The organism is Cohnella sp. 56, from assembly GCF_037963805.1.
GTDB lineage: Bacteria > Bacillota > Bacilli > Paenibacillales > Paenibacillaceae > Cohnella.
The window spans coordinates 230,404-244,965 of the sequence record NZ_JAZDQE010000002.1 but is presented as its reverse complement, the minus strand read 5'-3'; the positions used below and the strand labels follow the sequence as shown (position 1 = coordinate 244,965).

Genomic DNA, 14,562 nt, shown 5'->3' with positions numbered 1-14,562 from the left:
TGCCTCACATCGTTATCACGAGCGTCGAACCGGGTTTCGCGCAAATAAGGATGCCTCACATCGTTATCACGAGCGTCGAACCGGGTTTCGTACAAATAAGGATGCCGCACATCGTTATCACGAGCGTCGAACCGGGTTTCGTGCAAATAAGAATGCCGCACATCGTTATCACGGCTTCACCACCGCAGGCGCCCAAAAAATAAGCCGTCCCTCTCCGCATTGCCGCGGATGAAGGACGGACTTTTGTCACAGCTCTTTGCGGCTCCTGACTTCAAAGATGCCGAACTTCAAATAGTGACCTTCCTCGACGCCGACGAGCTGCGGGTGGTCGCGTCCCGCGCCGTTCCAGACGATGCGCCGCAGCACCTTGCCTGCGTCGCGCGCCGCCTCGAGCAGCGTCTCCATGAACAGCTCCGGCCGGACATGATAGGAGCAGCTCGCGGTGACGAGACAGCCGCCTTCGTTGATCAGCTTCAGCGCCTGCAGATTGATGTCCTTGTAGCCGCGAATCGCGCCTGGCACCGCCCGCTTCGTCTTGGCGAACGCCGGCGGGTCCAGGATGATGACGTCCCAGGTGCGGCCCTGCTTGGTCAGCGGCTTGGACGTATCGACCTTGGCGCCCGCCTTGGCTCCGCCCTTCGCCTCGTCGGCTGCCCCCGCTCTCAGAGCGCGCTCCTCGCGCCCCTTGACCTGCAGCCGCAAATATTCGAACGCATCCGCGACGACGAATTCGACGCGGTCCTCGAAGCCGTTGCGCGCTACATTCCGGCGCGCAGTATCGATGCCGTGCTCGGAGATGTCGAGGCAGGTGACGCGCTTGGCGCCGTACTTGCAGGCATGCAGCGTGAAGCTGCCGGTATGTGCGAAGCACTCCAGCACGGTCGCCCCGTCCCAATAGGGGAAGGTCACGACCGCACCGTTCGGATTGACGGGCACGGGGCGCACGCCCTCTTCGGTCGCCCGCTCCTCGACGGTAATGCCGCTGCGCTTGCCCCAGCCCCGCATGAGCGGCTCGATGGCGGCGCGGTTTTCCCGCTGGTCGAAAAAGTAGCCCGTCTTCTGGCCGCCCTCGATGTCGACCTCGACGGCCAGCCCGTTCTCCGCAATCTCGAGGTAACGCGGACATTCGCCGTACAAGACGCCCGTGCGCTCCTCCAGCCCTTCGAGCGTGCGCACGCCGACATCGCTGCGCTCGTAAACGCCGCGCGGCGCGAACACGCTCACCAGCGCCGGCAGCCAGGCGTCTCTCGCCCTGTCCATGCCGAGCGTGAGCACCTGCACGACGAGCACGCCGTCGAACCGGTCGACGACGAGCCCCGGCAGGAAGTCGGCTTCGCCGAATACGAGCCGGCAGGAGTCATCGCTTGCCGCGAAGCGGTCGCGATAGTCGCGGCATGCGGCGAAGCGTACTGCGAACCATGCTTCGTCCATCGCATCCAGCGGACTGTACGCTACGATTCGGATCGCGATCTGCGACGCCGGATTCCAATAGCCCGTCGCGAGAAATTGGCCCCGATGATCGCGCACCTCCAGGAGGTCGCCCGGCTCGGCCGCCCCCTCCGTCCGCTCGATCTCGTTGGCATAAATCCACGGATGGCCGAGCTCCAGTCTCGGCCGCCGCGAGCGGTTCAGCACCGCGAACGGCTTGTTTTCTGTCGGCATGCGCTCATCCCTTTCCCAATCATGTCTCATGTCTGTGGCGGTCCAAGCATACGATGGTGTACAAGGAACAGGTCGTCCCGTATCCGTCTCGTCGTCGCCGCCGCTATGTATTCAAAGGAGAATCGATCCCTATGGTGCTGTATCTTGTCTCGCTGTCGGTCGTCGGCCTCGCGCTGCTGCTCTCCGGCATGAAGGTCATGGAGCTGGCGCTCTCCCAGTGGGCCGGGGACCGCATGGCGCTCGCCGTCGCGCGCTCCACGTCGACGCCGCTCCGGGGCTTCGCGCTCGGCACGGCGTCCAGCGCGCTGCTGCAGAGCGGCACGGCCGTCACCCTGCTCACGATCAGCCTCGTCAACGCCGGCATGCTGCCGTTCGCCCGCTGCTTCGGCGTGCTGCTCGGCACGAACGTCGGCACCTGCCTGACGACGGAGCTGATGAGCCTGGAGCTGCACCGGTACGGGCTGCCGCTGCTCGGCGCAGGCACCGGTCTGTGGCTGCTGTCGCTGCTCGCGGGCGAATGGCGCGTGCTGCCGCCGCTGCCCCGCCGCGTACACGACGCCTGCCGCTTCGGCGGCGCCGTGCTGGCCGGCTTCGCGCTGCTGCTCGCGGGCTTCGCGCTGCTGCGCACGATGGGCCCGCTGCTTCAGCAGCAGGGCGCCTTCCAGCGCCTGATGGACTTGGCTTCGCAGCAGCCCGTACTCGGCGTGCTCGGCGGCGCCGCGCTCACCGCGCTCATCCACTCCGGCGCGGCCGTCATCGGCATGTCGATGGGCTTCGTGTCCGCGGGCGCGATGGAACCGGGCACCGCCGTCGCCGTCGTGCTCGGCGCCAACATCGGCACCTGCGCGACCGGGCTCGTCGTCTCGCTCGGCGGCGGCCGCGGCGGCAAGCTCGTCGCGCTGTCGCAGATCGCGCTCAATGTGGCCGGCGTGCTGCTCTTCTACCCGCTGCGGCACGAGCTGCTCGCAGCCGCAGCCTGGATCGCGCCCGGCCATCCCGCCGCGCAGATCGCGCATGCGCAGACGATATTCAACGTCGCCTGCTCGCTGCTGGCGCTGCCGATCGCCTATCTGTTCCACAAGCCGCCGGCTCGCCCGGCGATGCCCAAGGCGGCCTGATCTGTCCTGGCCGGCAAGCGTCAGTAAGCGCCCGCCGCAGCCGCGTCCCCGCTCACAATAGCGATGCCGGAGCTCGTGCCGATGCGGCTCGCGCCCGCAAGCAGCATCGTCTCGGCGGTCGCCGCGTCGCGCACGCCGCCGGACGCCTTCACGCCGACGTGACCGGATACCGCCTCCCGCATGAGTCGGATATCGGCCTCCGTCGCCCGTCCCGGCCCGAAGCCGGTGGACGTCTTGACGTAATCCGCGCCGGCCGCTTCGGAGATGCGGCACGCTTCGCGCTTCAGCTCGTCCGTAAGCGCCCCGGTCTCCAGGATGACCTTGACCAGCGCGCCTCCCTGCACGGCCCGTACGACGGAGGAGATATCCCGCCCGACGGATTCGAAGTCGCGGTCGAGCAGCTTGCCGACCGACAGCACCATATCGATCTCGGAGGCGCCGTCCTCGACGGCGGCGGCCGCCTCGAACGCCTTCACCCGCGTCGCGGAGGCGCCGAGCGGGAAGCCGACGACCGCGCACACCTTGACATTGGTGCCGCCGAGCCGCTCGCGGCACAGGCGCACCCATCTGCCGTTCACGCACACGCTGTAGAACTGGTAGGCGAGCGCTTCCTGGCACAGCTGCTCGATATCGGACGTGGTCGCCTCCCCCTTGAGCAGCGTGTGATCGATGAAGGGCGCGATCGATTGGCCCGGCGTCCAGATCGGGAATCGCCCGGCGACGGCGAGCTGCCCGTCCTGCGGCACGAATCCGAGCTGTCTGAGCGCCTCGCGCAGCACCTCGTCATTGTTGTCGTAGCCGCCGCTGCGCTGCAGCTTCCAGCTCTCCGCAGGGCTGTACCAGGCGACGCCCTTGATCTCTTCGATCTGCGCCTGCAGCGCGCCGTCGCCGGCCTCGACGAGATAGTAGTGAACTTCCTTCTGAATCGTCGTCCGTTCGGCGGACTCGTACTGGTAGCGGATGACCGACAGCGGCGAGCGAATCTCGCCGCGGATGCCGGTCTCCTCCCATATTTCCCGCAGCGCCGTCTGCTCGATCGTCTCGCCCGGCTCCATCTTGCCTTTGGCCAGCGTCGTCTTGCCGAAGCGGTCCTCGATCAGCTGAATTTCAATCCGGCCGCCGTTTTTCCGATATACGACTCCGCCTGCCGATATTTCCAACATGTTCGTTATCCCCCTATGTTAAGCCTGCATCGCAGGCACAAACCCTGCGGACGGCGCTTCGATCAGCATGCCTCTGCATTCGTTCGCGCCGCCCTCCAGCACCCGCACCCGGCACAGCTGGCCGACGAGCGACGGGTCGCCTTCGAATACGATGTTCAAATAATTGTCCGCATGTCCGCTCATAAGACCGCTGCCCGCCGGCCCTTTTTCACCGCGCTCGGGAATGATCTCCAGCTCCTGGCCGACCCACGCGGACGCATAGGCGGCCTGCATGCGCTCGGACAGCTCGATCAACTGCTGCACCCGCCCGTGCTTGACGTCGTCCTCGACCTGATCCTCCATGCGCGCGGCGGGCGTACCCGTCCGCTTGGAATACGGGAACACATGCATCTCCGCGAATCCGATCTCCTCCATGAACCGGTAGCCCCGCTCATAATGCGCATCGGTCTCGCCCGGAAATCCGACGATGACGTCCGTCGTGATCGCCACACCCGGCATCGCCGCCTTGATGCGCCTGATCTTGTCCGCGAACTCGGCCGTCGTGTACTTGCGTCGCATCCGCTTCAGCACCTCGTCGTCGCCCGCCTGCAGCGGGATGTGCAGATGCCTGCACATTTTTTTCGAGCTGTTCAGCACCGCAATCATCCCGTCGTCGATCTGGCTCGCTTCGATCGAGCTGATGCGAATCCGCTCAAGCCCCTCTACGCGGTCCAGATCGCGCAGCAGATCGGCGAGCCGGTAGTTCTCCAGATCGTCGCCGTAGCCGCCCGTATGAATGCCCGTCAGCACGATCTCCTTGTATCCCGATGCCACCAGCTGGCGCGCCTGCGCGAGCACGCTCTCCGGGCTGCGGCTGCGCGACAGGCCGCGCGACCAGGGGATGATGCAGAAGGTGCAGAAGTTGTTGCAGCCCTCCTGAATCTTGAGGAAGGCGCGAGTATGGTCGGCAAAATCCGGCACGTCGAGCTCCTCGAACTCGCGTGTCTTCATAATATTGCGCACCGCGTTGACCGGCCTGCGCTCTGTCTGGATATCGGCAACGTAGCTCAGCAGCTTGTCCCTGTCCTGCGTGCCGACGACGAGGTCGACGCCCTCAATGGCGAGAATCTCCGCGGGCGACGTCTGCGCGTAGCAGCCCGTCACCGCGATGACGGCGTCGGGATTGCGGCGGATGGCGCGGCGGATGATCTGCCGGCTTTTTTTGTCGCCCGTGTTGGTCACGGTGCAGGTGTTGATGACGTATACGTCCGCCGTGCGCGACTCGAAGTCCACCTGCTCGTAGCCTTCCTTTTTAAAAAGCTGCCACATCGCTTCCGTATCATAGAAGTTGACCTTGCAGCCCAGCGTATAAAATGCCACCTTAGACATGGCGAGCTTCCCCCATCTCTCCGGATTCGTATCCGATTGCGGCGAGCGCGATGAGCGCCGCCGTCTCCGTGCGTAATATCCGTCTGCCGAGCCCGACGCAGACCGCGCCGGCCGCCTCCGCCTGCCGAGCTTCGTCTTCGTCGAAGCCGCCTTCGGGGCCGACGATGACGAGCAGCCGAGGTGCTTCGCCTCCGCCGTCCGCCGCCGACGAGCGTCCGAACTGCTCCAGCACGGGCCTGAGCCCCGCGCCGCGGCGGCCCTCCTCCTCGTAGCACAGCAGCGCCAGGTCGTAATCGGGCAGACGCGCGAGCAGCGCCTTCCACGAGGCGACCTCCGCGATGTCCGGCACGACGCTGCGATGGGCCTGCTCCGCGGCTTCCTTGGCGATCTTGCGCCAGCGCTCGTGGCGCTTGGCTTCCTTGCGGGCGTCGTACTGGACGACAGTGCGCCGCGAGACGAAGGGCAGGAACGCGGCCGCGCCGGCCTCCGTCCCCTTCTGGATGACCGTCTCGAGCTTGTCTCCCTTGGGCAGGCTCTGGGCCACCGTGACGCGCCAGGCCATCTCCGCTTCGGATGCGAGCCGGCGCACGATGCGTCCTGCGACGCGGCCGCTCTCTATATTCACGATCTCGGCCAGACAGTCCCCGCCCGACCCGTCGCATACGATGAATTCATCGCCGGGCTTCGCCCGCATGACGGTCGCCAGGTGCCTGGCATCCTCCCCCAGCAGCAGAGCGGTATCGCCTTCTATCTGCCCGGGATCGACAAAGTAACGCTGCATTCGCTTGAAGCCTCCACGATCGATTCAAGTTCCACCGTCCATCATACCGCGAATCGCGCTTAGGCGCTAGCTTCGCGGGCGCCACATGGCGGATACATTCGCGTGCAACGCCATGCGGCGACAGACCTCGCAAGCAAGAAAAGCCTTCGAGGCGGATACCCCGAAGGCCGTCTTCATATAGAACCGATGCGCCGTGCCGCCGATCAAGAAGTAAACCCGTAAAACGGCGTCGTAATATGCAGCAGCTCCGCCAGCCAGATCGTCGTGCCCCGGATAATCGGCCGCCCCAGCGAGAAGAGCGGCGTCAGCGTCACGGCTTTGAGCGGCGGCAGGAACACGAACAGCAGGAACAAAAACATTCCCCACTGCTCGAACTGAATCATCTTGAGCCGCAGCCGCAGGGGCGCGAACTCCTCGACGATCCGGTAGCCGTCGAGCGGCGGCAGCGGGATCAGGTTGAACAAAAACAGCATGACATTGATCGGCACGAAATAACTGAAAAAAGTCCAAACGGTCTCATGGGTGGCGTACTGGTCCAGCGCGCCGAACTTCACGAGCAACAGATAGATCAGCAATCCGATAAACGCCAGCAGCAGGTTGCTGACGGGCCCCGCAGCCGTAACCGCGATATTCATGAGGCGCGGATGCTTGAACCGGCTGCGCCGGACCGGCACAGGCTTCGCCCAGCCGAAGCCGGCGACGAGCAGGAACAGGATGCCGAACAGATCCAGATGCGCCATCGGGTTCAGCGTGACCCGGCCTTGCTCGTAGGCGGTCGGGTCGCCGAACTTGTAGGCCGTCCACGCATGTGCGAATTCGTGCACGGTGAAGGCGATGAGCATCGTCAGCAGGACGAACGGCAGCTCGCTGAGCGGGAACCATAGAAAGCTCATTCGTCCTCACCCTTCGGCTTGCCGCAGACGAAGGCGATCCAGTCGTCCTGCCGCACGCGATCCACGATCTCGAAGCCTGCGGCGAGCAGCCCCGCTTCGACGTCTTCTTCCTTGTTCTTGTATATGCCGCTCGCAATATAGATGCCGCCTGGCTTCAAGACGTCGAATACGTCTGCGATAAAGAGCAGGATAATCTCCGCGAGAATGTTGGCGACGACCAGATCGACGGGCGGGACGACCTTCGAAGTCTCGGATTGCGCCCCGGCTCCGGCGTCTTCGCCTTCCTGGAGCACGCCGAGCAGATCGCTCAGCCGCACCTCGATATCCTGTTCAAGCGCATTCAGCTTGACGTTCTCCGTCGCGCTCGAGACGGCGACAGGATCGAGGTCGAGCGCCAGCACGCGCGAGGCACCGAGCTTCATCGCGCCGATGGCGAGAATGCCGGAGCCGGTGCCGACGTCGATGACGGTGTCGCCCGCCCGGATCGCGCCTTCGAGCGTGCGCAGGCAGAGCGCCGTCGTCGGATGCGTCCCCGTGCCGAACGCCATGCCGGGATCGAGCTCGATGATCAATTCGTCCTCCCGGGGCGTATAATCCTCCCAGGTCGGCTTGATCGTCAGACGCTCGGACACCGGCAGCGGCTTGAAGTACTTTTTCCAGGCATGCGCCCAGTCATCCTCGTTCACCTCGCGGGTCTCCACGGTGAAGTCTCCCGCGTCATAACCGTACTCCGGCAGCCCGCGCAGCAAACCGGAGAGCTCCTCTACCAGACTGTCGCTGTAAATATCCTCCGGAAAATAGCCGGCGATGACGGCAAGTCCCGCAGGAATGTCGTTCAGCGGCTTGTCGTACCATTGACCGAGCGACGTATCCCTCGGCTTGTCGGGCGACCAAGATTCTTCAATCGAGACGCCCCCCGCGCCCAATTCATGCATATAGTGAGCGACCATTTCCTGGGCCTGCTCGTTTGCCACAATCGTAATCTCGAACCAACGCAATTCCGTTTCCCCCTAGACGACTCGTTAGCACCCATTATACAGCCAGCCCGGAACGGGAAGCAAAGGCAGGGCAGAAGCGTCTTTGCTAGACGATTTTTACCAAACTGTAGTTTTTCTTGCCTTTGCGGATAATGATGAACCGCCCGCCGATCGCATGGCTCTCGGATATAGCTAGCTCCAGGTCGCTGACACGCTCGCCGTTCAGGTAGATCGCGCCCTTCGTAATATCCTCGCGCGCCTGCCGCTTGGAAGGCTCGATCGTCAGATCGACGAGCCAGTCGACGATATTTTTCGCTTCGCGGGCAGCTTCGAACGTCGGCATCTCCTTGAAGCCTTGCTCGATCTCGTCGGCGGTGAGCGCCTTGATGTCGCCGCTGAACAGCGCTTCGGTGATGCGTTTGGCTTGCGCGAGCAGTTCCTCTCCATGCACGAATCTCGTCATTTCCTCGGCCAGCGTTTTTTGCGCCTCGCGCTTGTGCGGCTCGCTCTGCACCTTTTCCGCCAGCTCGTCGATCCGTTCCTTGGTCAGGAACGTGAAGTACTTCAAGTACTTGACGACATCCCGGTCGTCCGTGTTGGCCCAGAACTGGTAGAACTCGTAAGGCGTCGTCTTGTTCGGATCGAGCCATACGGCGCCGCCCGCCGTCTTGCCGAACTTCGTGCCGTCGGCCTTCAGCATAAGCGGGATTGTCAAACCGAATGCCTTGGCGTCCGCGCCTTCTTTTTTGCGGATCAGGTCGAGACCGCTCGTGATGTTGCCCCATTGGTCGGAGCCGCCGATCTGCAGCTGGACGTCCTCTTCCCGGTACAGATGCAGGTAGTCGAGCGATTGCAGGATCATGTAGGAGAACTCCGTAAAGGAGATGCCGCTGTCGAGCCGGCTTGCCACGACGTCCTTGGCCAGCATCGCGTTGATGCTGAAGTTTTTGCCGTAGTCGCGCAGAAACTCGATCACGTTGATCTTGTGCGTCCAATCGTAATTGTTGACGATGCGCATCGGCGCCTGGCTGGTATCATCGGTCAGAAACAGCTTGGTGAGCTGCGCCGAGAGCGCCTCGACATTCGCCTGAATCTGCTCCATCGTCTGCAGCGAGCGCTCGGTCGTGCGGCCGCTCGGATCGCCGATCGTGCCGGTCGCGCCGCCGATCAGGATGACCGGCCGGTGGCCGGCCAGCTGGAAACGCCGCAGCACCATAAACGGGATCAGGTGCCCGATGTGCATGCTGTCCCCCGTCGGATCCACGCCGCAGTACAGCGACACCGACTTCTCGTTCGTCAGCTCCCGCAGTCCTTCCGCATCCGTCTGTTGGTTGATGGCGTCGCGCCATTCCAGTTCGTCGATAATGTTCATTGTGAGCCGCTCCCTTGTCTGAGAAAAATAAAAATCGCCCCTCGTCTGTATAAGACGTAGGGACGATTCAATAACCGTGTTACCACCCAAATTGCACCGATGGATCTCGCGCATGCGAGTCATGGATGCCGCTCTTAAGCGCGATATCGTTCGCCAGTCCGCCCGGCATTACCCGGGATACTCCAGAGCGTACTTCGCTGGCCTTCGTGTGTGCCGGGTCGCATCGACCCCCGGCTCTCTGCGACAGGGACTAGGCAGCTACTGACTCCTTCAACGCATATGCATATCGAATTACAGACAGTTTATTGAAATTAACTCGCGATGTCAACGATTATATCGCTATACGAGCGTGCCGCCCGTCTCCGAGATGACTTTGCGCGCCCGCTCGACCGACTCGCCGGGAATATCGGCGGTCAGCCGGATCGCCGCTGCCTTCGATGCGCCCGGGCCGTACTCCGACGCGCCCGTGCCCAGCTCCTCGGCCGCTTCGAGCTCTGCGCCGCCGTAGAGCATCGCGCTCGCGATGCCGCTCGCAATCGCATTCTGTTGGCCCGCGCGAGAGCCGAAGTCCGCGCCGGCCGCCGCGCTCTCCATGCGGAAACGGTCGCCGCGCAGCGCCGTCAGCTTGCGAACCGCCGCCTCCGCTTCCTCCTGCGAGTCGAAGCTCGCCTCCAGCGTCGTCTTGTCCACGCCGCTCACGTCCCTTCGTATTGCTGCGCGCGGCGTTCTGCTTCCTCCGAGCGCCGCAGCGCCTCGAGATCGTCCTGGTCCGCGCGCTCGGCCGCGAACTCGACGTCCTCGGCCTTCGCCAGTGGCAACTGATGTTTGTCGCTCTTGTTCCGCTTGCCCATCGATGCTGTTCCTCCCGTAGTGGCGATTCTGATGCATGCAGTCTCACTTGTAGGATGCGCGATTGCAGACGGCTTATGCGCGGGGCGACGGGCGGTGGGCTGGCCGGGCGACAGGCGGTGGGCTGGCCGGGCGACAGGCGGTGGGCATCACCTTTGCTGCGGGTGGCGATGCGCCTCCCGGGCGGTGCGCGAAGCCCATCGCCTTCACCACGAGAGGCGATGCGACTCCCGGGCGGTGCGCGAAGCCCATCGCCTTCTCTACGAGTGGCGATGCGACTCCCGGACGGCGCGCGAAGCCCATCGCCTTCACTACGAGAGGCGATGCGCCTCCCGGACGGTGCGCAGCAGCCATCGCCTTCACTACGAGAGGCGATACGCCTCCCGGGCGGTGCGCGAAGCCCATCGCCTTCACTACGAGAGGCGATGCGACTCCCGGGCGGTGCGCGAAGCCCATCGCCTTCTCTACGAGAGGCGATGCGCCTCCCGGGTGGTGCGCGAAGCCCATCGCCTTCACTACGAGAGGCGATGTGACTCCCGGGTGGCGCGCGAAGCCCATCGCCTTCACTACGAGAGGCGATGCGACTCCCGGGCGGTGCGCGAAGCCCATCGCCTTCACCACGAGAGGCGATGCGACTCCCGGGCGGTGCGCGAAGCCCATCGCCTTCACTACGAGAGGCGATACGCCTCCCGGGCGGTGCGCGAAGCCCATCGCCTTCACTTCGAGAGGCGATGCGACTCCCGGGCGGTGCGCGAAGCCCATCGCCTTCACTACGAGAGGCGATACGACTCCCGGGTGGCGCGCGAAGCCCATCGCCTTCACTACGGGAGGCGATGCGACTCCCGGACGGTGTGCGAAGCCCATCGCATTCACTACGAGAGGCGATACGCCTCCCGGACGGCGCGCGAAGCCCATCGCCTTCACTACGAGAGGCGATACGCCTCCCGGGCGGTGCGCGAAGCCCATCGCCTTCTCTACGAGAGGCGATGCGCCTCCCGGGCGGTGCGCGAAGCCCATCGCCTTCACTACGAGAGGCGATGCGACTCCCGGACGGTGCGCGAAGCCCATCGCCTTCTCTACGAGAGGCGATGCGACTCCCGGGCGGTGCGCGAAGCCCATCGCCTTCACTACGAGAGGCGATACGCCTCCCGGACGGCGCGCGAAGCCCATCGCCTTCACTTCGAGAGGCGATGCGCGGCTAGGCTGCGCCCGGCAGCGGCTCCTCATGCAAAAAGCCATCCCCAATGTCATATTCATGACAATAGGGATGGCTTTTTAACAAGCATCAGTCGCCCAGAATCGCCTTCTTCATGCGCTCGAAGATCGACTGATGCTGCTCGTGCGTCGATTCGCCCGTGGTCGAGCCGAACTCCCGCAGCAGCTCGCGCTGCGCTTCGGTCAGGTTCGTCGGCGTGACGATCGTCACCTTGACGTGCTGGTCGCCCTGGCCGTAGCCGCGCAGCTTGGGCACGCCTTTGCCCTTGAGGCGGAAGTATGTGCCCGTCTGGGTGCCGGCCGGGATCTTGAGCTTGACCTTCTCGGTCAGCGTCGGAATCTCGATCTCGTCGCCGAGCGCCGCCTGCGCGAACGTCAGCGGCACCTCACAGTAGATGTCGTCGCCGTCGCGCTCGAAGAAGTCATGCGCCTTGACGCGCAGGACGACGTACAGGTCGCCCGCAGGTCCGCCGCGCGTGCCGCCTTCGCCTTCGCCGCTCACGCGCAGCTGCGAGCCGTCGTCCACGCCGGCCGGAATCTTGATGTGAATTTTGCGCTGCTTCTTCACCTGGCCATTGCCGGAGCATACTTTGCAACGCTCCTTGATGATCTTGCCGCGGCCGCCGCAGGTCGAACACGTCCTGCGGTTGACGATGCGGCCGAACGGCGTGTTCTGCGCGACTTCCTGCTGGCCGGTGCCGCGACAAGTCGGGCAGTTGTCGACCTTGGAGCCCGGTTCCGCCCCGCTGCCGTGGCAGTGGTCGCAGCTCTCGGTGCGCGGAATGGTGATGTCGAGCTCTTTGCCGAAGACGGCTTCCTTGAATTCGATCGTCATCGTATACTGCAGGTCGTTGCCCCGCTGCGGCGCGTTGGGATCGCGCCGTCCGCCGCCGCCGCCGAAGAACATATCGAATATATCGCCGAAGCCGCCGCTGAAGTCGCCCTGGCCGCCGCCCATGCCCGCCATCGGGTCTTCATGCCCGAACTGGTCGTACCGGGCGCGCTTCTGATCGTCGCTCAACGTATCGTACGCTTCCTTGACTTCCTTGAACTTGGCTTCGGCATCGGCCGCCTTGTTCACGTCAGGGTGATACTTGCGGGCGAGGCCGCGGTATGCTTTTTTGATATCGTCCGCCGAAGCGCCCTTGCCTACGCCGAGCACCTCGTAATAATCCCTTTTGTCCGCCACTGTTCAACCTCCATCTCCATGACAAAGTCAAAGCGGGTTCCGCCGCGTTTGCACGGTGGCAAACGACCTGGCGGAACCGGCTTTGACTACTCGCTGCCGCCGGCAGCCGGCTATCTATCGCTTATTTCTTGTCTTCGTCCACGACTTCGTAGTCTGCATCGACGACATTGTCCTTCTTGGCCGATGCGGGGCCTGCGTCTGCGCCGTCAGCCCCGCCTTGCGCGGCTTGGGCTTCCTGCGCGGCTTGCTCGTAGACCTTGACCGACAGCTGCTGTACGATGCCGGACAGCTCGTCGGACGCCGCCTTGATCTCGTCGAGATTGTCGCTCTCAAGCGCCTTCTTGACTTTTTCCTTGGCCGCTTCGACGTTCGCCGTCTCGGAGGCTTCGACCTTGTCGCCCAGATCCTTGACGGCCTTGTCGGCCGCATAGACCAGCTGGTCGGCGCTGTTCTTGGCTTCGATCAGCTCGCGGCGCTTGTTGTCCTCTTCGGCGTGCAGCTCGGCTTCTTTCTGCATGCGCTCGATCTCTTCCTTGGACAGGCCGCCCGAGGACGTGATCGTGATCTTCTGGCTCTTGCCCGTGCCCTTGTCGAGCGCGGAGACGTTGACGATGCCGTTGGCGTCGATGTCGAACGTGACTTCGATCTGCGGTACGCCGCGCGGCGCCAGCGGGATGTCCGTCAGGTTGAAGCGGCCGAGCGTCTTGTTGTCGCGCGCCATCGCACGTTCGCCCTGGAGCACGTGAATCTCAACCTGCGTCTGGTTGTCGGCGAAGGTGGAGAATACTTGCGACTTGCTCGTCGGGATCGTCGTATTGCGGTCGATCATCTTCGTCAGCACGCCGCCGGCCGTCTCGATGCCGAGGGAGAGCGGGGTAACGTCGAGCAGTACGACGTCCTTGACGTCGCCCGTCAGGACGCCCGCTTGAACCGCCGCGCCGAGCGCGACGACTTCGTCGGGGTTAACGCCCTTGTGAGGATCCTTGCCGGTCAGGCGCTTGATCGCTTCCTGGACGGCAGGGATACGCGTCGAGCCGCCGACGAGCACGATCTTGTCGATCTGCGAAGCGGACAGACCCGCGTCGGACATCGCCTGGCGCGTCGGGCCCATCGTGCGCTCGACGAGCGAAGCCGTGATCTCGTCGAACTTGGCGCGCGTCAGGTTCATCTCAAGATGCTGCGGCACGCCGTCGACGACCGTGATGAACGGCAGCGAGATCGTCGTCTGGAGCACGCCGGACAGTTCCTTTTTCGCCTTTTCCGCGGCGTCCTTCAGACGCTGTACGGCGGATTTGTCCTTCAGGAGGTCGATGCCTTGCTCCTTCTTGAACTCGGCGGACATCCATTCCATGATCGCCTGGTCGAAGTCGTCGCCGCCGAGGTGATTGTCGCCGCTCGTCGCCTTGACTTCGAAGAAGCCGGAGCCCAGTTCGAGGATGGAGACGTCGAACGTGCCGCCGCCAAGGTCGAATACGAGGATCGTCTGATCTTCGGCCTTTTCCAGACCGTAGGCCAGCGCCGCCGCCGTCGGCTCGTTGACGATACGCAGCACTTCGAGGCCCGCAATGGCGCCCGCGTCCTTGGTCGCCTGACGCTGGCTGTCATTAAAGTATGCGGGAACGGTGATGACGGCTTGCGTCACCGTCTGGCCGAGATAGGCCTCGGCGTCGGACTTCAGCTTCTGCAAAATGATCGCGGAGATCTCCTGCGGCGAGTATTCCTTGCCGTCGATCGTCTCCTTGTGGTTCGTGCCCATGTGGCGCTTGATCGAGATGACGGTGCGGTCCGGGTTGGTGATGGCCTGACGCTTGGCCGTGTCGCCGACGATGCGCTCTCCGTCCTTCTTGAAGCCGACGACGGACGGTGTCGTGCGGTTGCCCTCCGGATTCGGGATGACGACGGCTTCGCCGCCCTCCATAACCGCTACGCAAGAGTTGGTAGTACCCAGGTCGATGCCGATAACTTTGCTCATGAT

General features: G+C 63.9%; 13 protein-coding genes and 1 other annotated feature. Of the genes, 1 reads left to right on the top strand and 12 read right to left on the bottom strand.

Features of this window, described 5'->3' with window-relative positions; translation table 11 throughout:
• Positions 1 to 246: 246 nt before the first annotated feature.
• Positions 247 to 1,662 carry a class I SAM-dependent rRNA methyltransferase gene (locus VQ071_RS04025; RefSeq protein WP_340512573.1) on the bottom strand — a complete coding sequence of 472 codons (1,416 nt, stop codon included), beginning with the start codon at positions 1,660 to 1,662 and terminating at the stop codon, positions 247 to 249.
• Between the two features lie 131 nt (positions 1,663 to 1,793).
• Here VQ071_RS04025 and VQ071_RS04020 point away from each other — a divergent pair, with 131 nt between their 5' ends.
• Entirely contained in the window at positions 1,794 to 2,780 is a 987-nt protein-coding gene (locus VQ071_RS04020; RefSeq protein ID WP_340512572.1) for a Na/Pi symporter, read from the top strand.
• Positions 2,781 to 2,800: 20 nt separating this feature from the next.
• Here the strand turns inward: VQ071_RS04020 and deoC are convergent, their stop codons facing one another.
• From deoC to dnaK, 11 genes are all read right to left on the bottom strand, one after another.
• A complete protein-coding gene (deoC, locus tag VQ071_RS04015) occupies positions 2,801 to 3,943 on the bottom strand; it encodes a deoxyribose-phosphate aldolase (RefSeq protein WP_340512571.1) in 1,143 nt (380 codons plus the stop codon).
• A gap of 18 nt (positions 3,944 to 3,961) precedes the next feature.
• The gene (gene mtaB, locus VQ071_RS04010; RefSeq protein ID WP_340512570.1) at positions 3,962 to 5,311 is read right to left on the bottom strand and encodes a tRNA (N(6)-L-threonylcarbamoyladenosine(37)-C(2))-methylthiotransferase MtaB; all 1,350 of its coding nucleotides are present in this window, start codon (positions 5,309 to 5,311) and stop codon (positions 3,962 to 3,964) included.
• The gene (locus tag VQ071_RS04005; RefSeq protein WP_340512569.1) at positions 5,304 to 6,092 is read right to left on the bottom strand and encodes an RsmE family RNA methyltransferase; all 789 of its coding nucleotides are present in this window, start codon (positions 6,090 to 6,092) and stop codon (positions 5,304 to 5,306) included. Before VQ071_RS04005 ends, mtaB begins: the two co-directional genes overlap by 8 nt.
• Positions 6,093 to 6,295: 203 nt before the next feature.
• Positions 6,296 to 6,985: a site-2 protease family protein gene (locus VQ071_RS04000; RefSeq protein ID WP_340512568.1), complete on the bottom strand. Its 690-nt coding sequence runs from the start codon at positions 6,983 to 6,985 to the stop codon at positions 6,296 to 6,298.
• Complete coding sequence (gene prmA, locus VQ071_RS03995; RefSeq protein ID WP_340512567.1) at positions 6,982 to 7,983, bottom strand: 50S ribosomal protein L11 methyltransferase; 1,002 nt, start codon at positions 7,981 to 7,983, stop codon at positions 6,982 to 6,984. The genes VQ071_RS04000 and prmA overlap by 4 nt, the downstream gene beginning before the upstream one ends.
• A gap of 85 nt (positions 7,984 to 8,068) precedes the next feature.
• Positions 8,069 to 9,334, bottom strand: coding sequence for a tyrosine--tRNA ligase (tyrS, locus tag VQ071_RS03990; protein WP_340512566.1), 1,266 nt, complete (start codon positions 9,332 to 9,334; stop codon positions 8,069 to 8,071).
• Between the two features lie 55 nt (positions 9,335 to 9,389).
• Positions 9,390 to 9,617: a binding site (T-box leader), on the bottom strand.
• 56 nt (positions 9,618 to 9,673) lie between these two features.
• Complete coding sequence (locus VQ071_RS03985) at positions 9,674 to 10,024, bottom strand: hypothetical protein (RefSeq protein ID WP_340512565.1); 351 nt, start codon at positions 10,022 to 10,024, stop codon at positions 9,674 to 9,676.
• 5 nt (positions 10,025 to 10,029) lie between these two features.
• On the bottom strand, positions 10,030 to 10,185 hold the full coding sequence (locus tag VQ071_RS03980; protein WP_340512564.1) for a YfhD family protein: 156 nt from the start codon (positions 10,183 to 10,185) through the stop codon (positions 10,030 to 10,032).
• A 73-nt stretch (positions 10,186 to 10,258) separates the two neighbouring features.
• Entirely contained in the window at positions 10,259 to 11,410 is a 1,152-nt protein-coding gene (locus tag VQ071_RS03975) for a hypothetical protein (protein ID WP_340512563.1), read from the bottom strand.
• A gap of 58 nt (positions 11,411 to 11,468) precedes the next feature.
• The gene (dnaJ, locus tag VQ071_RS03970) at positions 11,469 to 12,587 is read right to left on the bottom strand and encodes a molecular chaperone DnaJ (protein WP_340512561.1); all 1,119 of its coding nucleotides are present in this window, start codon (positions 12,585 to 12,587) and stop codon (positions 11,469 to 11,471) included.
• A 121-nt stretch (positions 12,588 to 12,708) separates the two neighbouring features.
• A complete protein-coding gene (gene dnaK, locus VQ071_RS03965; RefSeq protein ID WP_340512560.1) occupies positions 12,709 to 14,559 on the bottom strand; it encodes a molecular chaperone DnaK in 1,851 nt (616 codons plus the stop codon).
• Positions 14,560 to 14,562: the final 3 nt, after the last annotated feature.

Bases quoted from the DNA above. Each gene is read 5' to 3' on its own strand.
- VQ071_RS03980 (WP_340512564.1), bottom strand. From the start codon at position 10,185: ATGGGCAAGCGGAACAAGAGCGACAAACATCAGTTGCCACTGGCGAAG.
- VQ071_RS03975 (WP_340512563.1), bottom strand. From the start codon at position 11,410: ATGAGGAGCCGCTGCCGGGCGCAGCCTAGCCGCGCATCGCCTCTCGAA.
- mtaB (WP_340512570.1), bottom strand. From the start codon at position 5,311: ATGTCTAAGGTGGCATTTTATACGCTGGGCTGCAAGGTCAACTTCTAT.
- VQ071_RS04000 (WP_340512568.1), bottom strand. From the start codon at position 6,985: ATGAGCTTTCTATGGTTCCCGCTCAGCGAGCTGCCGTTCGTCCTGCTG.
- VQ071_RS04005 (WP_340512569.1), bottom strand. From the start codon at position 6,092: ATGCAGCGTTACTTTGTCGATCCCGGGCAGATAGAAGGCGATACCGCT.
- tyrS (WP_340512566.1), bottom strand. From the start codon at position 9,334: ATGAACATTATCGACGAACTGGAATGGCGCGACGCCATCAACCAACAG.
- VQ071_RS04020 (WP_340512572.1), top strand. From the start codon at position 1,794: ATGGTGCTGTATCTTGTCTCGCTGTCGGTCGTCGGCCTCGCGCTGCTG.
- VQ071_RS04025 (WP_340512573.1), bottom strand. From the start codon at position 1,662: ATGCCGACAGAAAACAAGCCGTTCGCGGTGCTGAACCGCTCGCGGCGG.
- dnaK (WP_340512560.1), bottom strand. From the start codon at position 14,559: ATGAGCAAAGTTATCGGCATCGACCTGGGTACTACCAACTCTTGCGTA.
- deoC (WP_340512571.1), bottom strand. From the start codon at position 3,943: ATGTTGGAAATATCGGCAGGCGGAGTCGTATATCGGAAAAACGGCGGC.